The following is a 26,953-nucleotide window of genomic DNA, read 5'->3' on the forward strand; positions in this document are numbered from 1 at the left end:
CGAGGATGGTTGGGAGCAATCACGGTCACCGTCGTCGCCTCCGCCGCCGCCGCGGTCGAGCCGGTCACCGGCGGGCCGGAAATCGACTATCAGGCGTCGGTGATCCGTTCCGACGACGACGGCGCACGCATCGTCGTGTTCGAGCGGCTCGCGCCGGCCACGTACTCCGGCGATCTGTGGCTGACACGCTCGACCGACGACGGCGCCAGCTGGAGCACGCCGGCTCCGATCATCGCCACGGGCGCGAACGAGCGGCACCCAGCGCTGCTGCAACTCGCACCGTCCAGCTACGTGCTGTTCTACCTGAAAGGCACCGGCGGCCTCTCGACCTATCGCCTCTGGCGCGCGACCAGCACGGACGGCATCGCCTTCACCGAGCAGGCGCCGCTCGATCTCGGCTGGCCCGGCGGCGGCGAGATCAATCCGCACGTGGTCCGCCACGCTGACGGCACGCTGACGATGAGCTATCAACGCGGCAGCGCCGCCTACGTCGCGCAGTCGAACGACGATGGCGCGACCTGGGACACGCAACGCACGCAGATTGCCGGCGACGCCCTGCTGCCGCGTCTCGCCTACCGCGAGAGCGACGGCCTGTACCTGGCCAGCTACCAGGTGAACCCGGGCAACAATGCGCTGCAGATGTTCGTCAAGACCACGACCGACCCGCACGACTGGAGCGGCGCCGCACAGGACTTCGCGCCCGAGGGCAACAACCACGACTCGCTGCCGGTGGTGATGCCCGACGGCGCCTTCGCGCTGTTCTGGATCCGCGCCGCCGGCAGCGGTTTCGATGTCGCCGTGCGACGCTCCGTCGACGGTGCGAACTGGGCCGAGGCCGTCGCGATCACCGACACGCCCGACCAGGACGACGTCGAGCCGCATCCGCTGGTCGGCACGTCGGCGACTTCGGTCGAGCTGTACTGGGGACGCGACGATCCGGCCGGCAGCATGACCTACGACATCGTGCGCCAGGCGGACGTCCCGGTGATGGTCGTCGACACGATCTTCGCCGACGGATTCGACGCCGGCTGAGCGCGGCCGCGATCGCTGCGCCCGCGAACGCGCGTCGCGGGCTCGCCCTATACTCGCGCGATGATCGAATTCCAGGGCGTCTACAAGGACTACGCCGGCACGCGCGCGCTGCATCCGCTCGACCTCTCCATCGAGCGCGGCGAGGTGTTCGGCGTGATCGGCCGTTCCGGCGCGGGCAAGTCGACGCTGCTGCGCTCGATCAACCGCATCGAACGACCGAGCGGCGGCCGCGTGCGGGTCGGCGGCGCCGACGTCACCGCGCTCGACGACGAGGGGCTGCGCACGCTGCGCCGGCGCATCGGCATGATCTTCCAGCACTTCAACCTGCTCGCCTCGAAGACGGTGGCACAGAACGTCGCGTTCCCGCTGCGCCTGGCCGGGCAGCCGCGTGCGGCGATCGCCGCGCGCGTGCGCGAACTGCTCGAGCGGGTCGGCATCGCCGCGCACGCGGACAAGTACCCGGCGCAGCTGTCCGGCGGACAGAAGCAGCGCGTCGGCATCGCCCGCGCGCTGGCCAGCGCACCGGAGGTGCTGCTCTGCGACGAGGCGACCAGCGCGCTCGATCCGGAGACGACCGCTTCGGTGCTGAACCTGCTCGGCGAACTCAATCGCGAACTTAAGCTCACCATCGTGCTGATCACCCACGAGATGGACGTGATCCGCCGCGTCTGCGACCGCGTCGCCGTGCTCGACGCCGGCCACCTGGTCGAGAGCGGCAGCGTCGCCGACGTATTCCTGCATCCGCGGCACGAGACCACGCGGCGCTTCGTGCTCGAAGCCGAGCACGTCGACGACCGCGAGCGCCGCGCCGACCTCGCGCGGGCGCACGGCCGCGTGGTGCGCCTGACCTTCCGCGGCGAGGCGACCTACGCACCGCTGCTCGGCCGCGTCGCGCGCGCCAGCGGCGTCGACTACAACATCCTCGCCGGCCGCATCGACCGCATCAAGGACACGCCGTACGGCCAGCTGACCATCGCGCTCAGCGGTGGCGACGTCGAAACGGCGCTGCGCGCGTTCGCCGACGCCGGCGTGCACGTCGAGGAGGTGGCGTGATGGACGGCTGGTTCGCCAACGTCGACTGGGCCGAGATCGGACAGGCCAGTCTCGACACGCTGATCATGCTCGGCGGCTCGCTGGTCGCCAGCATCGCGCTCGGCCTGCCGCTCGGCGTGCTGCTGTTCCTGACCGGCAAGCGGCAGCTGCTCGAACAGTCCGTCGTCTACGCGATCCTCTCCTTCGTCGTGAACGTGCTGCGCTCGCTGCCGTTCATCATCCTGCTGATCGTGATGATCCCGTTCACGGTCGTGCTGGTCGGCACCTCGCTCGGCGTCGCCGGCGCGATTCCGCCGCTGGTCGTCGGCACCGCGCCGTTCTTCGCGCGCCTGGTCGAGAACGCGCTGCGCGAAGTCGACCGCGGCGTGATCGAGGCGAGCCAGGCAATGGGGGCGAGCACGCGCCAGATCGTGTTCGGCGTGCTGCTGCCCGAAGCGATGCCGGGCCTGATCGCCGGCGCCACCGTCACCGCGATCGCGCTGGTCTCCTACACCGCGATGGCCGGCGTGATCGGCGCCGGCGGCCTCGGCGACCTCGCCGTGCGCTTCGGCTACCAGCGCTTCCAGACCGACGTGATGGTGGTCACCGTGGTGCTGCTGCTGGTGCTGGTGCAGCTGCTGCAGATGTTCGGCGACCGGCTGGTGGCGCGGCTCAGCCGGCGCTGAACGGCGTCATGAAGTCTGGTTATTAGGCTTCTCCTGCGGCGCATGCCGCTGCCCTGCCGCGCCGGGCAAAATTCCGGACCACACTTCCAGGAATATCGACATGAAACGCCTACCCGCCCTGATCGCCGCGCTCGCGGCCGTGCTCGTCCCACCTCTCGCCGCCGCCGAGACGCTCACCGTCGCCGCCACCGCAGTGCCGCACGCGGAGATCCTCGAGGCGGTGAAGCCCGCGCTCGCCGCCGAAGGCGTCGAGCTGAAGATCAAGGTGTTCACCGACTACGTGCAGCCGAACGTGCAGGTGGCCGAGAAGCGCATCGACGCGAACTACTTCCAGACCAAGCAGTACCTGGAGGAATTCAACCGCAACCGCGGTACGCACTTGGTCGCGCTGGAAGACGTGCACGTCGAACCGCTCGGCCTCTATTCGCGCAAGGCCAAGACGCTGGCCGAACTCGCCGACGGCGCCAACGTCGCGCTGCCGAACGATCCGAGCAACACCGGCCGCGCGCTGCTGCTGTTGCAAAGGGCCAAGCTGATCACGCTGAAGGATCCGGCCAATCCGGTGTCGACGCTGAAGGACGTCGCGACGAATCCGAAGAACCTCACGTTCCGCGAACTCGAAGCGGCGACCTTGCCGCGTGTGCTCGGCCAGGTCGACGCGGCCGTCATCAACACGAACTACGCGCTCGACGCCAAGCTCGACCCGTCCAAGGACGCGCTGGCGATCGAGGACGCGGACACGCCCTACGTCAACGTGCTGGTCGCGCGCGAGGACAACAAGGACGCGCCAGCCGTGAAGAAGCTCGCCGCCGCGTTGCACAGTGCGGCGGTGAAGGACTTCATCAAGAACAAGTACCGTGGCGCGGTGGTGCCGGCGTTTTGATGCAAAGTTAAGAAACGGCTTCCCTCGCAGAGACGCAGAGGGCGCGGAGAAAGCTACTCGAAATTGCTTTTCTCTGCGCCCTCCGCGTCTCTGCGAGAAAACCGCTTCTCCCGTCCCACCCCTCCTGCGCTCATGCCCGAGCGAACGCCCACCGCGTCCTGCTATCGTCGCGATCCGCAATTTTCCCGGCATCCCCCGACGTGATCAGCCAGCACGATTTCGACGCCCTCGCGCGCCAGGGCTACAACCGCATCCCGGTCGCGCGCGAGGTGTTGTCCGACCTGGACACGCCGCTGTCGGTGTACCTCAAGCTCGCCGACGGGCCGTACGCGTACCTGTTCGAATCGGTCGAGGGCGGCGAGAACTGGGGCCGCCACTCGATCATCGGCCTGCCGTGCCGGCGCGTGTACGCGCTGCGCGGGCGCACGCTGACGGTCGAAGACCTCGGCGAAGTGGTCGAGACGCGCGAGCTGGCCGATCCCCTGGCCGAGATCGAAGCGATCCGCGCCACCTTCAAGGTCGCCGAACTCGACGGCCTGCCCGCGTTCACCGGCGGGCTGGTCGGGCATTTCGGCTTCGAGACCATCGGCTGGGTCGAGCCGCGCCTGGATCGATCGGACAAGCCGGACCTGCTCGGCACGCCGGACGCGCTCTTGATGCTGAGCGAGGAAGTCGCCGTGTTCGACAACCTCAAGGGCCGGCTGTACCTGATCGTGCACGCCGATCCGTCGCAGCCGCAGGCCTACGCGCGCGCGTGCCGGCGCCTGGACGAACTCGTGTTCCGCCTGCGCCATTCCGGCTCCGGCTATCCGGACGTGCTCGATCCGAAGGCGCTGGCCGAAACCGATTTCGAATCGAGCTTCACGCGCGAGCAGTACGAGGCGATGGTCGAGAAGGCGAAGGAATACATCCGCGCCGGCGACATCTTCCAGGTGGTGCCCTCGCAGCGGCTGTCCGTACCGTTCCGCGCGCGGCCGGTCGACGTCTACCGCGCGCTGCGCGCGCTGAACCCCTCGCCGTACATGTACTTCGTCGATCTCGGTCACACGCAGATCGTCGGTTCGTCGCCGGAAATCCTGGTGCGCCTGAAACACGGCAAGGTCGTCGTGCGCCCGATCGCCGGTACGCGCCCGCGCGGCAGAACCCCGGAGGAAGACCTCGCGCTCGAACAGGAACTGCTCGCCGACGCCAAGGAACGCGCCGAACACCTGATGCTGATCGACCTCGGACGCAACGACGTCGGCCGCGTCAGCAAGACCGGCACGGTCGCGCTGACCGAGAGCTTCGTCATCGAGCGCTACTCGCACGTGATGCACATCGTCAGCCAGGTCGAGGGCGAGCTGCGCGACGGGCTGTCGTACATGGACGTGCTGAAGGCGACCTTCCCGGCCGGCACCGTCAGCGGCGCGCCGAAGATCCGCGCCATCGAGATCATCCAGGAACTCGAACCGCACAAGCGCAACATCTACGCCGGCGCGATCGGCTACGTCGGCTGGAACGGCGACGCCGACACTGCGATCGCGATCCGCACTGCGGTGATCCAGGACGGCCGCCTCTACGTGCAGGCCGGCGGCGGCGTGGTGTTCGACTCCGACCCGACGAAGGAATGGGAGGAGACGATGAACAAGGGCCGCGCGCTGTTCCGTGCGGTGGCGCAGGCGGCGGGCGGGTTGTGAGCGGCGCGCGCGGCGTCGTCGGCGCGCCGTCGGCCAGGCTCGGTGCCGAAAGGCGGCTTTCTCGCAGAGGCGCAGAGGGCGCAGAGAAAAGCGAAATGCGTCCAAGCGGGTTCTTCTTTTTTCAGCTTTCTCCGCGCCCTCTGCGCCTCTGCGAGAGAACCTCTTGAGGCCCGAGCGGAGCATGTCCCACGTTACGTCTGCCGTCTCGCGACCGGGTGATCGCCTGCTGGACTCGTTCTCTGCGAGATTGCCGGCGACGTTCGGTTCGGTCGGCGCCGGAGAGCGATAGCAGCCGCGTTTCGAGCCTTCCAAGTACTCCCGCGCGACCTGCGGCGCGCGCAGAGCCGGCCCGCAAGAATCGGAGTGTGCGGCGCGACGGCAACCGCGACGATGCGTCGACATTCACGCCGGAGTGCCCCGATGTCCGCTCGTTCTCCTTTATCTGCCGCCGAATCCGCCGCAACGGCCGACCACCCCGCACCCGAGCCGATCCGGCACGCTCCCGGAGGTCTCGTGCGCCTGCCGAACGGACGCGAACTGTGGGTGGAACGCGAAGGGCACGGCGAGCCGATCGTATTGCTCGCCGGCGGTCCGGCGGCGTCGCACGTCACCTTCCATCCGTTCATGCACCGCCTCGCGGACGCCTACGAGATCGTCTACGTCGACTACTTCGGACGCGGCCGTTCGGGGCGCCCCGCCGTGTGGTCGGACATCACCTTCGCGCGCGACGTCGAGGACGTGGCGGCGCTGATCGAAACGCTCGGCCTCGATCCGGTGCACCTGTACGCGGCTTCCTACGGCGGACTGGTGGCGCAGCAGCTCGCGCTCGACCGTCCCGATCTGCTGAGGCGCCTGCTGCTGGTCAATACCTTGCACAGTCCGCAGATGTGGCTGGAGAACCATCTCAACATCAACCACGAGATCGCCAACCAGTTTCCCGAAGTGTGGGACGAGATCCTCGCGCTGCGCGCGCAGGGCCTGCCCTCGTCCGATCCGCGCATCCAGGACCGCTTCCGCGCTGTCGCCAGCGCGGCGGCGCGATTCCGCGATCCGCTCAACGCGGCCAAGGTCAGCAGCGAACCCGGCGCGTTCAACCAGGCGCTGTACGACGTCTTCACCGGCGGCGACATCGACTTCGCGCTCGGCGGCGAGGTCGCGCGGATTCCCGATTTCCGCCCGCGCCTGTCCGCGATCGAAACGCCGATGATGATCGTCGCCGGACGCTACGACCGCGCGCTGCATCCGCGCCTGCAGCAGGATTTCCGCACGGCGGCGCCGCAGGCCGAGTTCGTCGTGCTCGAACACAGCGGCACCGCCGCCCACGTCGAACAGCCGGACGAACTGGAGACGCTGATCCGCCGCCACTTCCGCTAGCTCCGCACATCGCCGCGAATGGCCGTACGGCAGGCTTGATCGGCACCGCCGATCTGCGTCACGCTGTCCGCTTGCGCCCATCGACCCGCCCGCCGACACGCTACGAAGCCCTCGCCGACGAGATCGCGGCCTCGATCCGCGCCGGCACGCTGCGACCCGGCGATCGGCTGCCGTCGGTGCGGCAGACGGCGGCGAGCCGCGACGTGAATCCGTCGACGGTGTTCCAGGCCTACTACCGGCTCGAAGCGCGCGGCCTGATCCGCGCGCAGGCGCGCTCGGGCTACTACGTCGCCGCCGCGGCGCCGCCGGCCGAACCGGAGCGCACGTCCGAACCGGACACCGACTCGATCGCGGTCGACGTCGGCGAACGCGTGTTCGCGATCCTCAAGGCGACCATGCGGCGCGACGTGGTGCCGCTCGGCTCGGCGTTCCCCAGTCCCCTGCTGTTCCCGTTGCAGCGCCTGGCGAAGACGATGGCGGCGACGGTGCAGAAGCTCGATCCGCGCGCCAGCGTCGACCACCTGCACCAGGGCAACCTCGCGCTGCGGCGGCAGATCGCGTTGCGCTACCTGGTCGACGGCCTGCACGTCGACGCCGACGACCTGGTGGTGACCAACGGCGCGATGGAGGCGCTGCATCTCGGCCTCGCCGCGGTGACGCGGCCGGGCGACGCGGTCGCGGTCGAGTCGCCGACGTTCTACGCCGCCCTGCAGGCGCTCGAGCAGCGCGGCCTGCGCGCGATCGAGGTGGCGACGCATCCGCGCGAAGGCGTCGAACTCGGCGCGCTGGCCGAGGTGCTCGAACGCCAGCGTCCGGCCGCGTGCTGGCTGATGACCAATTTCCAGAATCCGCTCGGCAGCCTGATGCCGGAGGCGAAGAAGCGCGAGCTGGTCGCCCTGCTCGCGCGCCACGACACGCCGCTGATCGAGGACGACGTCTACGGCGAGCTGTACTTCGGCGCGCGCCGGCCGCCGCCGTCGAAGGCCTACGATGAGCACGGCCTGGTGCTGCACTGCTCGTCGTTCTCCAAGTGCCTGGCGCCGGGCTACCGCATCGGCTGGATCGCGCCGGGACGCTACCTGCAGACCGTCGCGCGGCTGAAGCTGTCGACCACGCTGACCGCCTCGACGCCGGCCGAAACGGCACTCGCGGCCTACCTCGAGCACGGCGGCTACGACCGCCACCTGCGCAAGCTGCGGCAGACGCTGGCCGCGCAGCAGGAAGCGATGCTGGCCGCGATCGCACGCCATTTCCCGCCGGCCACGCGCGCGACGCGGCCGTACGGCGGCTATTTCCTGTGGCTGGAGCTGCCACCCGGCGTCGACGCGATGGAGCTGCACCGGCGCGCGCTGGCGCAGTCGATCAGCGTCGCGCCGGGACCGGTCTTCTCCTCGCGCGCACGCTTCGAGCACGGCCTGCGCCTGAACTACGGCCATCCCTGGGACGAGCGCATCGAAGCGGCAATGGCGACGCTCGGGCACCTCGCCGGCACCTGACTGCGACAATTCGCGCGGCCTGATCTGGTCGTTTCGGCGGCAACTGATCGGTTCGCGAGGCCGCCGCGGCTCTATCGTTCGCCACAGTTCAAAAGACAGGCGCACTCCCATGATGGCCGGCAAGATCCTGATCTGCGTCGCGCTCGCGGCGATCCTCTACAACCTCGGCGCGGGGCTGTACTACATGATGCTCGACAGCGGTTCGAGCGGGCGTACGCTGCACGCGCTGACCTGGCGCATCGGCCTCTCGGTCGGACTGATCGCGGTGGTCGTCTTCGGCATCGCGATGGGCTGGATTCAGCCGCACGGCATTACACCCTGATCACTCGACGGCGATTCGACACCGACGCATGCAAAAGCTGCTCGCCTTCGCCCTGCTGCTGTACGCGACCGCGCCGCTGGCCGACGAAGGCGTCGGCGAACGCCTGGCTGCCTGCGTGGCCTGCCACGGCAAGTCCGGCGAAGGCGTGCGCGGGGCCGAGTACTACCCGCACCTGGCCGGCAAGCCGGCCGGTTATCTGTTCGAGCAGCTGAAGGGCTTTCGCGACGGGCGCCGGGTCAATCCGCAGATGGCCTGGCTGGTGCAGTTCGCCGACGACACCTGGCTGCGCGAGATCGCCGACTACTACGCCGCGCTGCCGCCGCGCGCGCACGCCGCGGACACCGGCGCGGACGCGCTGACGCCGGAACGCCGCGAACGCGCCGAGCGGCTGGTGCGCGAAGGCGACCCCGTGCGCAACGTGCCTGCGTGCAGCGCTTGCCACGGCGCCAACTTGGCCGGACTCGAACCCGGCATCCCGGCCACGGTCGGCCTGCCGGCCGACTACATCGTCGCGCAGTTCGGCCACTGGCGCGACGGCGTGCGCCACGCGATCGAGCCGGACTGCATGCGCGAAGTCGCGCGCGCGATCGCGCCGGAGGACATCCGCGCGATCGCCACCTGGCTGTCGCAGCAATCCAATCCGGAAGGCACGCGGCCGGCGCCGGCCGGCAGCTTCACGCCGCCGACGTCGTGCGGCGCGCTGCACACGGAAACGACGCGATGAAACTGCGCCGCGTCTTCGCCATCGCCGCGCTGGTGCTGCTGCCGTTCGTGCTGGCCGCGGCGGCCGTCGTCGGCGTGCTGTTCGCGCGCCAGGGCGGCTTCGCGCCGTACCGCGTGCCGCACGGCGGCGGTCGCGCCGTCGCCGGCGACGCGGCGACGATCGCGCGCGGCGAATACCTCGCGCGTCTCGGCGACTGCGTAGCCTGCCACACCACGCGCGGCGGCGCGCCGCTCGCCGGCGGCCGCGCATTCGCCACCGGCATCGGCACCGTCTACAGCAGCAATCTCACGCCGGATCGCGACCACGGCATCGGCGACTGGTCCGCCGACGAGTTCGCGCACGCGATGCGCCACGGCGTCGCGCGGCGCGGGCCGCTCTATCCGGTGTTTCCGTACGCGCATTTCGCCGGCGTCTCCGATGCCGACCTCGACGCGATCTACGCCTGGCTGCGCGCGCAGCCGGCCAGCGACTTCGTGCCGCCGCCGAACCGGCTCGAAGCGCCGGCCGATTCGCGCCGCGCGCTGATCGGCTGGCGCATGCTGTATTACCGCCCGGACCAGACCGCGCCGCTCGATCCGTCCGATCGCGGCCGCTATCTCGTCGAAGGCCTCGGCCACTGCGCGATGTGCCACAGCGCGCGCGGCGAACGCGGCTCGCTGCCGCCGGAAGGCCACTTCGCCGGAGGCGTGATTCCAGGCGTCGGCTGGTATGCGCCGCCGCTGGACAGCGTGCAGCTGCAGCGCTACTCCGAGCAGCAGCTGGCCGACTACCTGCGGGACGGCACCTCGCCGCACGGCAGCGCGTACGGACCGATGGCGGAAGTCGCCTACGCGAGTCTGCGCTGGCTGACATCCGAAGACGCCCTGGCGATCGCGCGTCACCTGAAGCAGATTGCGCCGAGCCCTTTGCGCCCGCAGCCGACGGCCGTGGCGGCGCAGACCGATGCGAGCGGCAAGGGTGCCGACGTCTACGCGCGCGCCTGCGCCGACTGCCACGGCAAGAACGGCGAAGGCGAGAACGGCGCCTATCCGCCGCTGCGCGACGCCGTCGCGGTCACCGCGCCGGATCCGATCAATGCCGTGCGCATGGTGCTGTACGGCGGCATGGAAGTGACCACGACGGGCAATCCGCGTCCGCATTCGATGCCGCCGTTCGTGCAGCAGCTCGATTCGGCCGAGGTCGCCGCGGTCGTCAACCACATCCGCCGGACCTGGGGCGGGCAGGATTCGCGCCTGACCGACGACGACGTCGATGCGATGCACGGTATCGTCATCGATTGAGACGCGCTCGCTCCGATCGCGGCGTGGGAGGATTTCTTCCCTCCCGCGGGAGGCGGTGGCGCGAAGCGGCGGATGAGGCGGGCGTGAGGCGCCGCCGGCCGATTCTTGCGCGTGCGCCCCTCTCCGGCACGTGGAGAAAACGCACCTCGTCGTCAGCGTTCCGGACCCCAAGCCAAGCATGAACACCTTCTTCGAAACCGGACTCTCCTTCCTCCTGTTCCTGCCGACCTTCGCCATCGTCGGCGCGCTGTACTGCGCCTATCCGCGCACGCCGCGCGGCGCGCGGCGCTGGCTGGCCGACCTCGCCGTGCTGGCGGTCGCCGGCGTGCTCAGCATCGCGGCGATGCGCTGGGGCTTTCGCGCCGGCAGCGGGACGGGCGGCGCGCTGTGGCGGCAGGTCGTCGCGACGCTGCTCGCCTACGGCGCCTTTCTCGGCGTGTTCTGCCTCGCACTGCCGCTGCGCGCGGCCTGGCTGCGACGCCTGCGCTGATCGCGCACCGCGCGGCGCAGCGCGGACACGTCGGGTTTTTCCTGTCGCCTCGATGTGTTAAACATCAAGTCCATCGCGCCTGCGGTGGTCGTTCTCCCGGCAGGAACCCCGCGTGCCTCACCACACTCCGCTCATCGCGACCCTCGTTTCCGCCTTCGTGCTGGCGTTCGTCGCCGGCATGCTGGCGCAGCGACTGCGCCTGTCGCCGATCGTCGGCTACCTGCTCGCCGGTGTCCTGATCGGGCCGTTCACGCCGGGCATCGTCGCCGACCAGGCGATCGCGCCGGAGCTGTCGGAGCTCGGCGTGATCCTGCTGATGTTCGGCGTCGGCCTGCACTTCTCGCTGGGCGACCTGCTCGAAGTGAAGGCGATCGCGATCCCCGGCGCAGTCGGGCAGATCCTGCTGGCGACCGTGCTCGGCATGGGCATGGGCTGGCTGCTCGGCTGGCCGCTCGGCGCCGGGCTGGTGTTCGGCATCGCGCTGTCGACCGCCAGCACCGTGGTGCTGCTGCGCGCGCTGGAGGAACGCCGGCTGCTGGAAACCACGCGCGGCCGCATCGCGATCGGCTGGCTGATCGTCGAGGACCTCGCGATGGTGCTGGCGCTGGTCCTGCTGCCGGCGCTGTCCGGACTGCTCGGCGGGCACGCCGACCCGGCCGCCGGCGAGCGCGGCATCGGGCTGGCGCTGGCGATCACCTTCGGCAAGGTGGCCGCCTTCATCGCCTTCATGCTGATCGTCGGCCGCCGCGTCATTCCCTGGCTGCTCGAGCGCACGGCCGGCGTCGGCTCGCGCGAGCTGTTCACGCTGTCGGTGCTGGCGATCGCCCTCGGCGTCGCCTACGCCTCGGCGATGCTGTTCGGTGTTTCCTTCGCGCTCGGCGCGTTCTTCGCCGGCATGGTGCTGAACGAGTCGAAGCTCAGCCACCAGGCCGCCAACGATTCGCTGCCGTTCCGCGACGCGTTCGCCGTGCTGTTCTTCGTCTCGGTCGGCATGCTGTTCGACCCGAAGATCCTGCTGAACCAGCCGCTGGCGGTGATCGGCGTATTCCTGATCATCACCATCGGCAAGTCGCTCGGCGCGCTCGCCATCGTGCGCGCGTTCCGCCGGCCGCCCGAGGTCGCGCTGACGATCGCCACCGCGCTGGCGCAGATCGGCGAGTTCTCCTTCATCCTCGCCGGACTCGGCGTCGAACTCGGCCTGCTGCCGAAGGAAGGCCGCGACCTGATCCTGGCTGGCGCAATCCTGTCGATCTGCGCCAATCCGCTGCTGTTCGCCGCGCTCGACCGATGGCAGACGCGGCGCGACGCCGCGGCCGCCGCGAAGGCCGAACCGGAGGAAGAGGAAGTGGCGCCCGGGCCGCCGCTGCCGGAGGGCGACCACATCGTGCTGGTCGGCTTCGGCCGCGTCGGTTCGCTGGTCGGCCAGCGCCTGCACGACGCCGGTCGGCCGCTCGCGCTGATCGAAACCAATCGCGACCACCTCGAACAGGCGCGCGCGCTCGGCATCGCCGGCGTACTCGGCAACGCGGCCGCCGAAGGCGTGCTGGACGACGCGCATGTCACCACCGCGCGCGCGCTGCTGGTGGCGATGCCGCAGATCCTCGAAGCCGGCCAGATCGTCAAGCGCGCCCGCGCGCTGAATCCGTCGATCGCGGTGCTCGCGCGCGCGCACTCGGACGCCGACGTCGCCTACCTGCTCGGCTGCGGCGCCGACGCGGCGATCATGGGCGAGCGCGAGATCGCGCGCAGCATGTGCGATTCGGTCGGCGGGCTGGATCGGTATTTCGCGCGCAAGCAGGAACCGGACTTCCTCGGGCCGGCCTCGGCGGCCTGAGTCGATGCGCCGCGCGGCGACTCAGCCTCGCCCGGCGCGGCGCCGACGCCACGCCACGTAGAGCACCGCCGCCAGCGGCAGCGCCAGGCACCAGAAGCCGGCGCCGACGAAGCCGAGTCCGCCGGCGATCGCGCCGAGCGCGAAGCCGATCACCGGCGGCAGCATCTTGCGCAGGCGCGCCTTCGCCGGCGCGGCATCGGCGCCGTAGGCGACCTCGACCGCGTCCATCACCGTCTGCGTGACGTTGCCGGTCATCACCGTGGTCGGCGCGTGCTGGGCGAACACCGTGCGCGAGGCGACGTTCTGGATCGCCATCGCGGCGACGCCGAACATGCCGATGAGGATCGTCAGCGGCGCGTCCGGATCGTCGATCGGCGAACCCCACACGCCGACGCCGAGGAACAGCGCGAGAAACGCCGCCTGACCGAGCAGCACCGCGCGCGACGGATCGCGCCCGTCGCGCCGGCATCGATGCAGGAAAGCCTGCGTCACCGCGACGGCCAGGATGAACACCGGAAACGCGAGCAGCTTGGCCAGGATGCCGGGGCGCGGCTGCGCCAGCGTGGCGCCGATCAGCACGAAGTTGCCGGTGACGTGCGCCGTGAACAGGCCGAACAGCGCGACGAAGCCGCAGGTGTCGACGAAGCCGGCGGTGAACGCCATCAGGGTGCTGATCTGCGTGTCGTCGGAAGGAGAAGCCGGCGCGTTCGGCACGGCGGTCGCGGTCGCGGTCATGGGTTCCTCTCGTGTCGGTCCGTCACCAGCCCCAGCGCAGTTCGGCGCCGAGGTAGGTGGAGTCGTGGCCGCCGGCCGCGCGCACGACGTCGGCGACGTCGAAGCGGTCGGCTTCGAACGCCAGGGCGATGTTACGGGCGGCGGCCCAGTCGATGCGCAGCTGCACGTAGTTGGCGGTGCGCCGCCCGGGGGCGCCGGCCGTGCGCGGCAGGGCGAGACTGGGCTGGGCGAAGACGGCGTCGCGCATGGTCTGCCGCCACAGCGTGCCGAGCGCGGCGAGCACCTTCACGCCCGCGGCCGGCCGCAGTGTCAGCGACGGCTTGAAGTGGATGAAGTTGCTGTAGCCGGTGTAGCCCGACAGCGTCACGTAGTAGCCGTTCGGGAACATCGGGTTGAAGGTGCCGACGCGGCCGTCGCGCCGAGCGCGGTCGCCTGACGCGGCGTCGATCTGCACGCCGAGTCGCGGCGTCCACGCCAAGGCGGCGAACGTGTAGCCGCCGAGCGCGCCGAGCGCCCAGGCCTCGACGGCGCGGCCGCCGAGGCGACCGCGCTGGCGCATGCCCTCGACGTCCCAGTCGAAGCCGCGCGCGTTGCCGACCCAGCGCAGGTCGAGGTTGCGCCGGCGCTCCTCGCCGGCCGCCGCGGGGAAGCGCGCGTCGTCGTTGCGGTACTCCGACAGCGTCGCGCTGAACTCGCCTCCGGCCACGGCCTGGCGCTGCACGCGCACGCCGCCGTAGGCCAGGTGCCGGTTGCTGACGTCGTCGAACGCGGACGCGTTGCGATACTGCACGGGCCGGCTCACGAAGCCGCTGAGGCGCCAGTCGCCGCGTTCGTAGTCGCCCCAGATCGCGTCGTAGGCCTGGCGCACGTTCGGACCGTCGCGCACCGAGATGAAGCGCTGCAGGTCGAAGGCCATTTCCTGCCGGCCGACGCGCCATTTAATCAATCCGTCGCCGGCGTCGAGGCGTCCGTCGACGAACGCCAGGCGCAGGTCGAGCTTGTTGGCGTCGGCGGGACCGGGGCGGCCGAGCCCCGGAGCGAGCGCGTTTTCCACCTGGACGAAGAAGCGCACGCGCTCGGACAGATGCACATCGGCGTGCAGTTCGAGGCGGTGGATCAGAGAGTCGACCGTGCCGACGCCGGTCGCGCCGAACCGCGGCGCGTCGTTGTGCTCGTAGCGTTCGCGCAGCGTGATGCCGAAGGAGACGTAGCGTGCGGGGTCGTCGTCCGACAACGCGAGGTACTTGAGCGCGTCGCCGGGCTCGGTGCGCAGGGCCGAGGTGGCGAGGAACGACCAGTCCTCCTGCCAGCGGTACATGCCGACGGTCGGCCGCTGCGCAGGCGGCTCCGCCTGCGCGAGTGCCCCCGCGACGGCGAGCACGGCGGCGAGCGCGAGCCGGCCGACGCGCACGATCAGCGTGCGCGCGGCGCGTGGATCTCGGCGATGTAGCCGCCGGGGAACTCGACCATCGCGGTGCTGAACTCGCTCGCCTCCTGGCGCGGCGAAAGGACCTTCGCGCCGGCCCGGGTCGCCTTGGCCAGGGTCGCGTCGAGATCCTTCACCTCGTAGCCGGTGACTTCGTGGCCGAACGGATACGGCAGCTGGCCGTCGGTGACGAACACCAGCATCCTGCCGAAGTTCGATTCCAGGCGGATGCGACGCATGGTTTGGCCGGCCTTGCCGATCTCCGCGCCGTCGGCCTTCGCTTCGTCGGCGACGCGCCGGCCATGCGAGAAGGCGAGGAATGTCTCGACGAACGGTCCGACCGACTCCGGCGACAGGTAGACGCGCGTATCGGGCACCGACTCGAGCGGCGCGTAGTTCGGCGCGTCGAAATGCCAGTACAGCTGGAACTTCACGCCGCCGGGAAACTGGACCACCGCGTCGTAGCCGATCGGATCCTTGAACTTGTCGACGACCACCTCGGCGCCGGCGGCGCGCGCGGCGGCCAGCGCCTGGTCCATGTCGGTGACGAGCCAGCCGGTGCGCTCCTGGCCGAACGGATACGGAATCGGCGTGAGGAACGAGAACGTCGACAACGTGCCGACCGGCGACCACACGTACTGCGCCTGCGTGTTCGCCGGCACCGGCATCACGTTGAACGTGCCGCGCTTGGACGCCTTGCCGCCGAAGGTCGCGGTGAACGCGTCGACGAAGGCGTCGTAGTGCGAGGCGTCGTCGACGTAGACGTGGGTGGTGTCGTACTGCGGACCGACGGCGACGTTCGCACTCGCGGGTCGCTGGCCCGCCGCACCGATGCCGGTGCAGCCGGCCACGACGGAGAGCGACACCGCGAGGATGACGGTGCGGATCGGAGAGGTGCGGACGATCGACATGGCGATACTCCTGAGTCGGCGGTTGGTCGGATCAGAACGCCCAGCACGAGCAGCCGAGCGCACCCCAGAAGCCGTGCGGATCGGCCAGGTTCGCCGTCGGCGAGGGCGCTTGCCCGTGCACGGTGCAGGCGTGAACCTTCGGCATCGCGCGATGCGCGGCCTGCGCGGCGTCGCTCTTCCAGTAGCGGCTGCCGAAGTTCACCGGCGACCAGTCCGGCATCGCCGCCGGCAGGCCCGGATCGAGCGAAGCGAACTCGCCGTCGGCGTAGACGATCCTGCCATCGACTGCGGTCAGCAGCGAGACGATGCCGCGGATGTCGTCCTCGGGCACGTGCAGGAAATCGGCCGAGAGGATCGCGAAGTCGGCGAGCTGGCCGACCCGGATCTGGCCCTTCAAGCCGGACTCGTTGGAGAACCAGGTGTTGGCGCGCGTGTACAGGTCGAGCGCTGTGTCGCGATCGAGGCGGTTGCGCGGCGGATGGAGCGTCAGCCCGCCGACCGTCCTGCCGGTGACGAGCCAAGCCAGTGCGGTCCACGGATCGTAGCTCGCCACGCGCGTGGCGTCGGTGCCGACGCCGACCGGCACGCCGAGTTCGAGCATGCGCTTGACCGGCGGCGTGCGCGCGGCCTTTTCCGCACCGTAGCGTTCGACGAAGAATTCGCCCTGGTACGCCATGCGATGCTGCACGGCGATGCCGCCGCCGAGCGCGGCGATGCGCTCGATGCTGCGGTCGCCGATCGTCTCGGCGTGGTCGAAGAACCAGTGGATGCCAGCGAGCGGGATGTCGCGGTTCACCTTCTCGAACACGTCCAGCGCGCGCGTGATCGTTTCGTCGTAGGTCGCGTGCAGGCGCCAGGGCCACCGCTTCGCCGCGAGGAGGCGCACGACCGCTTCCAGATCCGGCTCCATGCCGACCGGCATCTCCGGCCGCGGCTGGCGGAAGTCCTCGAAGTCCGCGGCGGAGAACACGAGCATCTCGCCGGCGCCGTTGAGCTTGTAGAAGTCGTCGCCCTGCTGGTAGGTGTTGCCCTCGGTCCAGCGCGTGAAGTCGGCGACCTCTTCCTTCGGCTTCTGCGTGAACAGGTTGTAGGCGATGCGCAAGGTCAGTTCGTTGCGCGCGTGCAGGTCGGCGATCACGCGGTAGTCGTCGGGATAGTTCTGGAAGCCGCCGCCGGCGTCGACGACGCTGGTGACGCCGAGGCGGTTCAGTTCGCGCAGGTAGTGGCGCGTGGAATTGAGCTGGTACTCGTACGGCAGCTTCGGCCCTTTCGCCAAGGCGGAGTACAGCAGCAGCGCGTTCGGCTTGGCCAGCAGGAGGCCGGTCGGCTCGCCCTTGGCGTCGCGCTGGATCTCGCTGCCCGGCGGGTCGGGCGTGTCCTTCGTGTAGCCGGCCGCGCGCAGCGCCGCGCGGTTGAGCAGCGCGCGGTCGTACAGGTGCAGGATGAACACCGGCGTGTCGGGCGCGACGGCGTTGAGTTCGTCGAGGGTCGGCAAGCGCTTCTCGGCGAACTGCCGCTCGGTGAAGCCGCCGACCACGCGCACCCACTGCGGCGCCGGCGTGCGCGCGACCTGCGCCTTCAGCAGGCGCATCGCGTCGGCGAGCGACGGGACGCCGTCCCAACGCAGTTCGAGGGTGTAGTTGAGACCGCCACGGATCACGTGGATGTGCGAGTCGATCAGACCCGGGATCACGCGCCGGCCGCCGGCGTCGACGATCCGCGTCGACGGCGAGGCGAGCGGCATCACCTCGGCCTCGTCGCCGACGGCGAGGAAGCGGTTGCCGGCGACGGCGAATGCCTGCGCCTGCGGTCTGCCTTTGTCGACGGTGGCGACTTTCGCGTTGCGAACGATCAGATCGGCCGGTTGCGGCATGGCGGTGCTCCCAGGTTCTTCAGCGCTCGTTCGACGGCGGCGCACACTCCCGGCGCGACTGCCCGCAATCGGGCGACTGCATCGGCAGCGACGCGAACGAATGCGATTTCAGATGCGCGGAGACGACGGCTGTGCTGACCGGCCCGTGCGCCCACCACTGCTTCGCCAGCGGCACCAGCTGTTCGCCGATCAGGATGCCGGCGAGACCGACCAGCGCGACCACCGGCGGCGCTGGCGAGCGCACGTCGAGCAGTCCGTAGATCGCGCCGACCAGAACGCCGACGGCGAGCGAAATCAGATAGAGCTTCATCGCGGCACCTCGCGGTGGTTGCGCAGCGTCAGTGGCCTTCCGCGCCGCCGAACATCGTCTTGGCGTAGACCAGGCCGAGTCCGTAGCCACCGCCGTGCTGCACGGCGGTGGCGACGGTCCGCGCGTAGGTCGCCTGGCGCGCCCAGTCGCGCTGCAGTTCGAGCAGGTATTGCAGGCTGGTCATCGGGCGCGCGCCCGCCTGGATCATGCGCGCGACGGCGCGCTCGTGCGCTTCGCCGCTCACGTCGCCGCAAGCGTCGGTGATCACGTAGACCTCGAAGCCCTGCTCCAGCGCGGACAGCACCGGCCCGACGATGCACACGCTCGTCCACAGGCCGCCGAAGACGAGACGATTCTTGCCGATCCGGTTCACTTCGCGGATGACGTTCTCGTCCTCCCAGGCGTTCATCGTCGTGCGGTCGATCAGCGGCTGGCCTTCGAACGGCTGCGTGACCTCGGCGAACAGGGGACCTGCGAACGATGTCTCCGCCACCGTGGTCAGGATCGCCGGCACCGCGAACGCGGCCGCGGCCTTGGCCACCAGCGCGGCGTTGTTGCGCAGCTCGACGACGTCGATCGACTTCGTCGCGAACGCCATCTGCGGCTGGTAGTCGATGAGGATCAGCGTGTGGTCGGCGCCGTCGAGCAGGCTCTTGGCGGGGGTGGCCTTGGCGGTGGTCATGAAGCGTCTCCTGGGGTGTCGGAAGAGCCGTCCGCGCTCGTCGAGCGCGGACGGTCGGAAACGGACGAACGCGATCAGGCGGTCATGTCGAACAGCAGCACTTCCGCGTCGGCATCGGCGCGCACGGTGACTTTCTCCACGTCGCTGATCGCCGCGCCGTCGCCGGTGTCGAGGCGGTGGCCGTCGAGCGTCACCGCACCGCGGGCGACGTGCAGCCAGAGCTTGCGCGCCTTGTCGGTGGCGTGGGTCAGCTCGTGTCCGGCGGACAGGCGCGTCACGTACAGGCTCGCGTCCTGGTGGATCTTCACGGCCTTGCCGCTCGGACGATTGGACGCGACCAGCGTCCACTGGTCGGCGAGTTCCGCCGGCTCGAACGCGTGCTGCTCGTAGCCGGGCTCGTAGCCGGTGCGATCCGGGATGATCCAGATCTGCAAGAAGTGCACGAGATCGCTTTGCGAGGCGTTGAACTCCGAGTGCATCACGCCGGTGCCGGCCGTCATGCGCTGGATCTCGCCGGGACGGATCACCGCACCGGTACCCATGCTGTCCTTGTGTTCGAGCGCGCCGTCGAGCACCCACGAGAGGATCTCCATGTCGCGGTGGCCGTGCGTGCCGAAACCCATGCCAGGCTGGACGCGGTCCTCGTTGATCACGCGCAGCGGGCCGAAGCCCATGTGCTGCGGATCGTGATAGTTGCCGAAGGAAAACGTGTGATGGCTGTTGAGCCAGCCGAAGTCGGCGAGGCCGCGCTCGGCGGATTTGCGCAAGGTGATCATGGTTCTCTCCCGTTCGTTTCTCCAATGGCGTGCACTCTAGGTTCACCGCGCGCCGGCGCCTAGCCGCGCCGGACCGAACGCGGCGTTCGCCCGTGCCGAACGCCGCGATTGCGCGTCGGCGCGCCAACGCGTCACCATGCGCGGATGGAACTGGATCTGGCGCAGCTCAAGGCGTTCGTGCAGGTGGTCGAGAACGGCGGCATCAGCACCGCCGCGCAGCGCCTCGGCGTCGCCAAGTCGGCGCTCAGCGAGCGCCTGGCCAAGCTGGAAGGCGCGCTGCACATCAAGCTGCTGCACCGCTCGCCGCGCGGCGTCACGCTCACCGACGCCGGCAAGCGCTTCTACGACAGCGCCTGCGCGGTGCTGTCGCGCCTGCAGCAGGCGGTCGACGAGGTCAGCGGCGACGACGCGCGGAGCATCAACGCGAGCCTGCGCATCACCGCGCCGATGACGTTCGGCACCCAGTATCTCGGTCCGCTGCTGTTCGCGTTCATGCGCCGGCATCCGGGCCTGGACATCACGCTCGATCTCGACGACCGCTACGTCGACCTGCTCGCCGGCGGCTTCGACCTCGGCGTGCGCATCGGCCGCCTGCACGACTCCTCGCTGATGGCGCGCGCGCTGGCGCCGAGTCGGCGCGTGCTGTGTTGCAGCCCGGACTACGCCGAACGGCGCGGCACGCCGAAGACGATCGCCGACGTCGCCGCGCACGACTGCATCTGCTACGGCAACGCGTCGGTGGCGCCGTACTGGCAGTTCACCACCTCCGCCGCCGAGCCGGAACAGATCGTGGTGCGCGGACGCATCCACCTCAACAACGGCGAGAGCATGCGCGACGCGGCGATCGCCGGCCTCGGCCTCGCGGCGCTGCCGCACTTCATCGCCGCGCCGGCGCTGCGCGACGGCCGCCTGGTCGAAGTGCTCGCCCCAACCCCACCGACGGCGGACACGATCTACGCCGTCTACCCGCGCACGCGCTACGTCAACCGCGGCGTGCGCGCGATCATCGACATGCTGGTGGAGACGTTCGCCGACGGCGCGCCGTGGGACGAGGAAGCGGCGCCGCGCAGGCGCAAGCGGCGATAGGCGAAGAAGGACCGTCGTCGATCGCGCGGAGAAGCCATCGCGACCGCGATCGGTGCCCAGCGACGAACGCTGCGCGGCCACGCCGACGGGCCGGCGCGCGGCAGCTTTTCCGCCTCATGCCGGTTCGACATTTGGCAAACGGGAGGCTATGCGTTTAGCTGGCGAGAATGCCGCGCGCTTGCCCGCCAACCCCGCCGCCTCTAGGCTTGCCCCGCACGCGCGCCTCTTCGACGCGGCCCGGCTCGTCCGCCGGGCCGGATGCCCGCAACCGCGCCACTTCACTTTCAGGAAATTGGTAGCCGCATGCTGCTGATGATCGACAACTACGACAGCTTCACCTTCAACCTCGTGCAGTACTTCGGCGAGCTGGGTGAAGAGGTGCGCGTGATCCGCAACGACGCGATGAGGCTGGACGCGCTGCGCCGGCTCGGTCCGAGCGCGATCGTGATCTCGCCGGGGCCGGGAACGCCGAACGAGGCGGGAGTGTCGCTGGAGATCATCGAGCGCTTCGGCGGCGGCGTGCCGGTGCTCGGCGTCTGCCTGGGGCACCAGGCGATCGGCCAGGTCTTCGGCGGCCAGGTCGTGCGGGCGCGCGAAATCATGCACGGCAAGACCTCGCCGATCCATCACGACGGCAAGGGCGTGTTCCGCGGCTTGCCCAATCCCTTCGAGGCGACGCGCTACCACTCGCTGGTGGTGGAGAAGTCCTCCGTGCCGGACTGTCTGGAAGTGTCGGCCTGGACCTTGAACGCGGACGGCTCGATCGACGAGATCATGGGTCTGCGCCACAGGACGCTGCCGATCGAAGGCGTGCAGTTCCACCCCGAATCGATCCTGACCCAGCACGGCCACGATCTGCTGCGCAACTTCCTCGCGCAGGTTCTGCCGAAGGCGGCGTGATCGTGAGCGCGGCGAGCATCGCATGAACGGCCGCGTCTTCCTGCCGGCGTCGCTGGCCGCCGCGCTCGCCGCGTGCGCGGCGCCCGCCGCGCGCGATGTCCGCTTCGAACTGGTCGGCGAATCCTCGCTGTTCCTGCCCGGCATCGTGTCCTCGCCGTACTCGGAAGTTCGCGCCGCCGTCAGCCCGGACGGCCGTACCGTGCTCTGGGGCAGCACCAATCGCCCCGGCGGGGCCGGCGGTTGGGACGTCTGGATGAGCCGTCGAGACGGCGGTCGCTGGAGCGAACCCGCTGCGGTCTCGTTCGACACCGCGGCGAACGAATTCGATCCGGCGTTCAGCGCCGACGGCCGCACGGTCTACTTCTTCTCGAACCGCGCCGGCGGCTACGGCGGCGACGATCTCTGGCAGGTCGCGTTCGATCCCGCCACGGCGACGTTCGGCCTGCCGACGAATCTCGGCGCCGGCGTGAATTCGGCCGGCAACGAATGGGCGCCGACGCCGTCGCCGGACGGCAGGACCCTGCTGTTCGCGACCGACGGCCGCGGTGGCGCCGGGCGCCACGACCTGTTCGTCAGCACATGGAGTGACGGCGCCTGGCAAGCGGCCGTGCCGCTCGCCGGCGAGGTCAACGGCCCCGGCGACGATTTCGACGCGGCCTGGCTCGACGGCGGTCGCGTGCTGGTGTTCGCGCGCTCCGACGACGTCGACAATGCCCCGATCGCGCTGTGGTCCGCCGTGCGCGAGGGCGAGCGCTACGTCGACGTTCGCCGCCTGGATGCGCGCGTCAACGTCGACGGCGGCTGGATCCTCGGTCCGTCGACCGATCCGTCGCAGCCGGGTACCCTGCTGTTCTCCGGCGAGCGCGCCGGCGGTCCGGGTCGCGCCGACATCCACCTCATCCACTACCGCATGCGCTGAACACATCACGGAACAGGGACACGTCTCATGCCGATCACACCGCAGGAAGCGCTGCAGCGCACGATCGAACACCGCGAGATCTTCCACGACGAGATGGTCGACCTGATGCGCCAGATCATGCGCGGCGAAGTCTCGCCGACGCTGACAGCGGCGATCCTGACCGGCCTGCGCGTGAAGAAGGAAACGATCGGCGAGATCACCGGCGCCGCGCGCGTGATGCGCGAGCTGGCCGAGCGCGTGCCGTGGCCTTCGCCGCAATCGGGCGCGTCGAAGGAGCACCTGGTCGACATCGTCGGCACCGGCGGCGACGGCGCGCACAGCTTCAACATCTCCACCGCGTCGACCTTCGTCGTCGCCGCCGCCGGCGCGCGCGTGGCCAAGCACGGCAATCGCAGCGTGTCCTCGAAGTCCGGCAGCGCCGACGTGCTCGAAGCGCTCGGCGCGGCGATCGCGCTGACACCGGCCGACGTCGCGCGCTGCCTCGACGAGACCGGCATCGGTTTCATGTTCGCACCGAACCACCATCCCGCGATGAAGGTGGTCGCGCCGGTGCGTCGCGAACTCGGCGTGCGCACGATCTTCAACATCCTAGGTCCCCTGACCAATCCGGCCGACGCGCCGAACGTGCTGATGGGCGTGTTCCACCCCGACCTGGTCGGCATCCAGGTGCGCGCGCTGCAGCGGCTCGGCGCACGCCACGCGCTGGTCGTCTGGGGACGCGACGGCATGGACGAGATCTCGCTCGGCGCGGCGACGATGGTCGGCGAATTGCGCGACGGCGACGTGCGCGAGTACGAGATCGAGCCGGAGGATTTCGGCCTGGTGATGGCGTCGAGCCGCAACCTGCGCGTCGCCGACGTCGCCGAATCGAAGACGCTGCTGCTCGAAGCGCTCGGCAACACGCCGGGCATCGCGCGTGACATCGTCCTGCTCAACGCCGGCGCGGCCCTGTACGCGGCCGACGTCGCCGACTCGATCGGCGACGGCATCGCACGAGCGCGCCAGGCGATCACCAGCGGCGCGGCGATGGAAAAAATGGAAGAATTCGTCGAAGTCACGCAACGGCTTGCTCGCACAAGCGAAGAACGACCCCTATGAGCGACATCCTGAAACGCATCCTCGCACGCAAGGTCGAGGAGATCGCCGAACGCAGCGCACGCGTTCCGCTGCATGAACTGTCGGCGCGCGTCGCCGACCTGCCGCCGACGCGCGGCTTCGTCGCCGCGCTGGAAGCGAAACTCGACGAAGGCGAACCGGCGGTGATCGCCGAACTGAAGAAGGCCAGTCCGTCGAAGGGCCTGATCCGCGAGAACTTCGATCCGGTCGCGATCGCGCGCAGCTACGCCGCTTCCGGCGCCGCCTGCCTGTCGGTACTGACCGATGCGGATTTCTTCCAGGGCAGCGAGGCCTATCTCGAACAGGCGCGCGGCGCCTGCGGGCTGCCGGTGCTGCGCAAGGACTTCACGATCGATCCATACCAGGTGTACGAGGCGCGCGCGATCGGCGCCGACTGCATCCTGCTGATCGTCTCCGCGCTCGGCGATCCGGCTCTGCTCGAGCTTTCCCTGCTCGCGGCGGAGCTCGACCTGGACGTGCTGGTCGAGGTGCACGACGAGATCGAGCTCGAACGCGCGCTCGGCGTGCCGGCGCCGCTGATCGGCGTCAACAACCGCAACCTGCGCACGTTCGAGACCTCGCTCGACACCACGCTGACGCTGCGCGACCGCGTCGACGCCGGACGGCTGCTGGTCACCGAGAGCGGCATCCACACGCGCGCCGACGTCGAGAAGATGCAGAACGCCGGCATCGACGTGTTCCTGGTCGGCGAGGCGTTCATGCGCGCGCCGGATCCCGGCGCCGAGCTCGCCCGCCTGTTCCGCGACGAGGGCTGAAGCGCCGCTTTCGCGCGCCGGGCATGACCGGAACGAGTTCGCCCCGGCCGCGCGATGCGCGGCGCGTCGTGCTGTTCGACTTCGACGGCGTGATCGTACGCGGCGATTCGTTCGCGCGCTTCCTGCTCGCGCATTACCGGCGCTCGTGGTGGCGCATCGTGCTGCTGTTGCCGGCGGCGCCGTTGTTCGCTGCGGCCGCTCTGACGCGCGGCGGGCGCCGCCGGGTGCTGCGCGCCGTCGTGAACTGGGCGCTGCTCGGCGTCGGCGCGGCGCGTTACCGCGAACTGGCGCAGACGTTCGGCCGCGCGCTCGCGCGCGACACGCGCAACGTCGTGCGCGCGGCGTGCGCGGCACTCGGCGCGCATCGTCACGCCGGCGATCGCGTGGTGGTGGTCACCGGCTGCGAGGAAACACTGGCGCGCGCGATCCTCGACGAACTCGGCTTCGGCGACGTCGAGCTGCTCGGCTCGCAGCTGGCGCCGGGACGACTGGGCATGCGCATCGCGCTGCACAACATCCGGTTCCGGAAAGCCCATCGGCTCGCGCGCCACGGTATCAGGCCGCCTTGGGATCTGGTCTACAGCGACTCGCATCACGACCTGCCGATCCTCGCCGCGGCGCGTTCGGGCGTGTTGGTCAATCCGGATCGGCGGACGCTGGCGCGCGTGTCGGCGCGGCTCGGCAAGCGCCTGAGCGTGATCGAGTGGTAGAGGGCCGGCTTGCCGGATGCTGCGGAAAAGCTTAGCGTAGGCACTTTCGTAAGTGATTACGCAAATGGACTTCCTGCACGAGCAGAACGAACTCGCCCTCGGCAGCCGCTTCAAGGCGCTCAGCGAGCGCTGCTATCGCATCGCCAACGCGGCCTACCGCGAGACCGGCATCGACCTCGACGCGCACTGGTTCCCGGTGCTGCGCTACGTACAGGTGAAAGGCCCGGGCACGGTGACGCAGATCGCGCAGGCGATCGGCCAGACGCATCCGGCGGTGAGCCAGTTGGCGAACAAGCTGGTGCGCGCCGGCTGGCTGGTGCGTCGCTCCGATCGCGCCGACGCGCGCCGCAGCCTGCTCGACCTGCCGCTCGCCGCCGAACGCCGCCTGGCCGGCATGGGGCCGATCTGGACGGCGATCCGCCGCGCCACCGGAGCGCTGCTCGCGCGCCACGCCGGCGACCTCAATTCGGCGATGAAGGCGCTGGAGAGGGAGCTCTCGGACGACGGCGTGCTGCGCGAGATCCTGGCGCAGCACGCGCGGCTCGCCGCGGCGAAGGTCGAGATCGTGCCGTTCGATGCCGCGTCGAGAGAACACTTCTACCGCATCAACGCGCAATGGCTGGAGCGCTACTGGTCGCTCGAGCCGATCGACCGCGACGTCCTCAGCGAGCCGGAGAAGTACGTGCTCGAACCCGGCGGTTCGATTTTTTTCGCCCACGTCGACGGCGAGGTGATCGGCACGGTCGCGCTGCTCAAGGATGCCGCGGCCGGCGAATACGAGCTGTCGAAGATGGGCGTCGAGGCCGGCTGGCGCGGCAAGGGCGCCGGGCGCCTGCTGATCGAGGCGGCGATCGCCGAGTTCCGACGCCGCAAAGGACAGATGCTGTTTCTGGAATCGAATTCGCGGCTCGGGCCCGCGTTGACGTTGTACGAGAGCGCGGGCTTCGTGCACCAGGCGGAGCTGCGCCCGGGCAGCCATTACCAGCGCTCCGACGTCTACATGATCTACCAGCCGGATCGGCGCGCGGCGCGCAAGCGATAGCTCTGCGCGTCGGGGATGCATGAAAAAGACCGTCGCTCCGGGAGCGTGCGCGCTTCGACGGACGCACGCCGGGCCAGTCGCCGCCGCGTGGATGCCCGCGTTCGCGGGCAGACGTCGATCAGGTCGGCGTGGGTCGTTGCCGATGCGCGCCGGCTAGTGCGCGCCGAGCACCACGATGGTCTTGCCGGATACCGTGATCATGCCCTGCTCTTCGAGCTGCTTGAGCACGCGCCCGACCATCTCGCGCGAGCAGCCGACGATGCGGCTGATTTCCTGGCGCGAAATGCGGATCTGCTTGCCGCTCGGATGCGTCATCGCGTCCGGCTCGTCGGTCAGGTCGATCAGCGTCTTGGCGACGCGGCCGGTCACGTCCATGAAGGCGAGGCGGCTGACCTTGCGCGAGGTGTGCAGCAGACGATTGGTCAGCTGCGAGCCGATCGCGAACAGGATCTTCGGGCATTCGTCGCGCAGCGGACCTTCGAACAGGCTGAACATGCGCTCGTAGCCGATTTCGGCCAGTTCGCACGGCGTGCGCGTGCGCACCATGACTTCGCGTCGCGGCGTCTCCACGAACAGGCCCATTTCGCCGATGAACTCGCCGCGGTTCAAGTAGGCCAGGATCAACTCGCGGCCTTCCTCGTCCTCCGACGAGACGGTCAGGGAACCGTCGATGACGTAGTAGAGGATGTTGGCCGAGTCGCCGGGACGGATGATCGCGGTCTTGCTGGCGTAGCGACGGCGATGGCACGCGGCGAGGAAACGCTCTATCGCGTGACGGTCGGGCGTCAGCATCGGCGGCGCCTGAACCTTGTTGATCTCGCGCTGCAGGCTGTAACGAAAATCGGCGATCTTGCCTTGTGCT

The 26,953-nt window shown here is 69.8% G+C and carries 27 protein-coding genes; 19 read left to right on the plus strand and 8 right to left on the minus strand.

Going from position 1 to position 26,953, the window contains the following annotated elements; translation table 11 throughout:
• Positions 1–9 precede the first annotated feature (9 nt).
• The 12 genes from J7520_RS15950 (at position 10) to ybaL (ending at position 12,829) form a co-directional block, all read left to right on the plus strand.
• Positions 10–1,032: a sialidase family protein gene (locus tag J7520_RS15950; RefSeq protein WP_291190257.1), complete on the plus strand. Its 1,023-nt coding sequence runs from the start codon at positions 10–12 to the stop codon at positions 1,030–1,032.
• Positions 1,033–1,092: 60 nt separating this feature from the next.
• Positions 1,093–2,085, plus strand: a complete 993-nt coding sequence (locus J7520_RS15955) for a methionine ABC transporter ATP-binding protein (RefSeq protein ID WP_291190259.1) — start codon at positions 1,093–1,095, stop codon at positions 2,083–2,085.
• Positions 2,085–2,750, plus strand: coding sequence for a methionine ABC transporter permease (locus tag J7520_RS15960; RefSeq protein ID WP_291190263.1), 666 nt, complete (start codon positions 2,085–2,087; stop codon positions 2,748–2,750). The genes J7520_RS15955 and J7520_RS15960 overlap by 1 nt, the downstream gene beginning before the upstream one ends.
• Before the next feature lie 100 nt (positions 2,751–2,850).
• Positions 2,851–3,633, plus strand: a complete 783-nt coding sequence (locus tag J7520_RS15965; protein WP_291190266.1) for a MetQ/NlpA family ABC transporter substrate-binding protein — start codon at positions 2,851–2,853, stop codon at positions 3,631–3,633.
• 200 nt (positions 3,634–3,833) lie between these two features.
• Entirely contained in the window at positions 3,834–5,309 is a 1,476-nt protein-coding gene (trpE, locus tag J7520_RS15970) for an anthranilate synthase component I (RefSeq protein WP_291190269.1), read from the plus strand.
• Positions 5,310–5,822: 513 nt separating this feature from the next.
• Positions 5,823–6,683 (plus strand): alpha/beta hydrolase, encoded by an 861-nt coding sequence (locus tag J7520_RS15975; protein ID WP_291190272.1) that lies wholly within the window; start codon positions 5,823–5,825, stop codon positions 6,681–6,683.
• Positions 6,684–6,754: 71 nt separating this feature from the next.
• Entirely contained in the window at positions 6,755–8,179 is a 1,425-nt protein-coding gene (locus J7520_RS15980; protein ID WP_291190275.1) for a PLP-dependent aminotransferase family protein, read from the plus strand.
• Between the two features lie 109 nt (positions 8,180–8,288).
• Positions 8,289–8,501: a twin transmembrane helix small protein gene (locus tag J7520_RS15985; protein WP_291190278.1), complete on the plus strand. Its 213-nt coding sequence runs from the start codon at positions 8,289–8,291 to the stop codon at positions 8,499–8,501.
• Between the two features lie 28 nt (positions 8,502–8,529).
• Positions 8,530–9,225, plus strand: coding sequence for a c-type cytochrome (locus J7520_RS15990; RefSeq protein ID WP_291190282.1), 696 nt, complete (start codon positions 8,530–8,532; stop codon positions 9,223–9,225).
• Complete coding sequence (locus J7520_RS15995; RefSeq protein WP_291190285.1) at positions 9,222–10,505, plus strand: cytochrome c; 1,284 nt, start codon at positions 9,222–9,224, stop codon at positions 10,503–10,505. The genes J7520_RS15990 and J7520_RS15995 overlap by 4 nt, the downstream gene beginning before the upstream one ends.
• A 178-nt stretch (positions 10,506–10,683) precedes the next feature.
• On the plus strand, positions 10,684–10,995 hold the full coding sequence (locus tag J7520_RS16000; RefSeq protein WP_291190288.1) for a hypothetical protein: 312 nt from the start codon (positions 10,684–10,686) through the stop codon (positions 10,993–10,995).
• 112 nt (positions 10,996–11,107) lie between these two features.
• Positions 11,108–12,829 carry a YbaL family putative K(+) efflux transporter gene (ybaL, locus tag J7520_RS16005; RefSeq protein WP_291190291.1) on the plus strand — a complete coding sequence of 574 codons (1,722 nt, stop codon included), beginning with the start codon at positions 11,108–11,110 and terminating at the stop codon, positions 12,827–12,829.
• A 21-nt stretch (positions 12,830–12,850) separates the two neighbouring features.
• On the opposite strand, the gene J7520_RS16010 is transcribed toward ybaL, so the two are convergent.
• The 7 genes from J7520_RS16010 to J7520_RS16040 form a co-directional block, all read right to left on the minus strand.
• Positions 12,851–13,564 (minus strand): YoaK family protein, encoded by a 714-nt coding sequence (locus tag J7520_RS16010; RefSeq protein ID WP_291190294.1) that lies wholly within the window; start codon positions 13,562–13,564, stop codon positions 12,851–12,853.
• Between the two features lie 22 nt (positions 13,565–13,586).
• Positions 13,587–14,975, minus strand: coding sequence for an alginate export family protein (locus tag J7520_RS16015; protein ID WP_291190297.1), 1,389 nt, complete (start codon positions 14,973–14,975; stop codon positions 13,587–13,589).
• A gap of 2 nt (positions 14,976–14,977) precedes the next feature.
• Positions 14,978–15,901 (minus strand): glyoxalase, encoded by a 924-nt coding sequence (locus J7520_RS16020; RefSeq protein WP_291190300.1) that lies wholly within the window; start codon positions 15,899–15,901, stop codon positions 14,978–14,980.
• A 31-nt stretch (positions 15,902–15,932) separates the two neighbouring features.
• Positions 15,933–17,774, minus strand: coding sequence for an amidohydrolase (locus J7520_RS16025; protein ID WP_291190303.1), 1,842 nt, complete (start codon positions 17,772–17,774; stop codon positions 15,933–15,935).
• 19 nt (positions 17,775–17,793) lie between these two features.
• A complete protein-coding gene (locus tag J7520_RS16030) occupies positions 17,794–18,084 on the minus strand; it encodes a XapX domain-containing protein (RefSeq protein WP_291190306.1) in 291 nt (96 codons plus the stop codon).
• A gap of 28 nt (positions 18,085–18,112) precedes the next feature.
• Positions 18,113–18,766, minus strand: coding sequence for an isochorismatase family protein (locus tag J7520_RS16035; protein ID WP_291190309.1), 654 nt, complete (start codon positions 18,764–18,766; stop codon positions 18,113–18,115).
• A gap of 74 nt (positions 18,767–18,840) precedes the next feature.
• Positions 18,841–19,542: a pirin family protein gene (locus J7520_RS16040; RefSeq protein ID WP_291190312.1), complete on the minus strand. Its 702-nt coding sequence runs from the start codon at positions 19,540–19,542 to the stop codon at positions 18,841–18,843.
• Positions 19,543–19,686: 144 nt separating this feature from the next.
• Between J7520_RS16040 and J7520_RS16045 the strand changes: the two genes are divergently transcribed.
• From J7520_RS16045 to J7520_RS16075, 7 genes are all read left to right on the plus strand, one after another.
• Positions 19,687–20,628, plus strand: coding sequence for a LysR family transcriptional regulator (locus tag J7520_RS16045; RefSeq protein ID WP_291190315.1), 942 nt, complete (start codon positions 19,687–19,689; stop codon positions 20,626–20,628).
• A gap of 303 nt (positions 20,629–20,931) precedes the next feature.
• Positions 20,932–21,528, plus strand: a complete 597-nt coding sequence (locus tag J7520_RS16050) for an aminodeoxychorismate/anthranilate synthase component II (RefSeq protein ID WP_291190317.1) — start codon at positions 20,932–20,934, stop codon at positions 21,526–21,528.
• Between the two features lie 22 nt (positions 21,529–21,550).
• The gene (locus J7520_RS16055; protein WP_291190319.1) at positions 21,551–22,447 is read left to right on the plus strand and encodes a hypothetical protein; all 897 of its coding nucleotides are present in this window, start codon (positions 21,551–21,553) and stop codon (positions 22,445–22,447) included.
• A gap of 27 nt (positions 22,448–22,474) precedes the next feature.
• Complete coding sequence (trpD, locus tag J7520_RS16060; RefSeq protein ID WP_291190321.1) at positions 22,475–23,545, plus strand: anthranilate phosphoribosyltransferase; 1,071 nt, start codon at positions 22,475–22,477, stop codon at positions 23,543–23,545.
• Positions 23,542–24,339, plus strand: coding sequence for an indole-3-glycerol phosphate synthase TrpC (trpC, locus tag J7520_RS16065; protein ID WP_291190323.1), 798 nt, complete (start codon positions 23,542–23,544; stop codon positions 24,337–24,339). The genes trpD and trpC overlap by 4 nt, the downstream gene beginning before the upstream one ends.
• A gap of 23 nt (positions 24,340–24,362) precedes the next feature.
• A complete protein-coding gene (locus J7520_RS16070) occupies positions 24,363–25,049 on the plus strand; it encodes a haloacid dehalogenase-like hydrolase (RefSeq protein WP_291190325.1) in 687 nt (228 codons plus the stop codon).
• 64 nt (positions 25,050–25,113) lie between these two features.
• Positions 25,114–26,091, plus strand: a complete 978-nt coding sequence (locus J7520_RS16075; RefSeq protein ID WP_291190327.1) for a GNAT family N-acetyltransferase — start codon at positions 25,114–25,116, stop codon at positions 26,089–26,091.
• A gap of 153 nt (positions 26,092–26,244) precedes the next feature.
• Here the strand turns inward: J7520_RS16075 and crp are convergent, their stop codons facing one another.
• Positions 26,245–26,883, minus strand: a complete 639-nt coding sequence (gene crp, locus J7520_RS16080) for a cAMP-activated global transcriptional regulator CRP (protein WP_291190509.1) — start codon at positions 26,881–26,883, stop codon at positions 26,245–26,247.
• Between the last annotated feature and the right edge of the window lie 70 nt (positions 26,884–26,953).

The organism is Dokdonella sp., from assembly GCF_017744955.1.
Lineage (GTDB): Bacteria > Pseudomonadota > Gammaproteobacteria > Xanthomonadales > Rhodanobacteraceae > Dokdonella_A.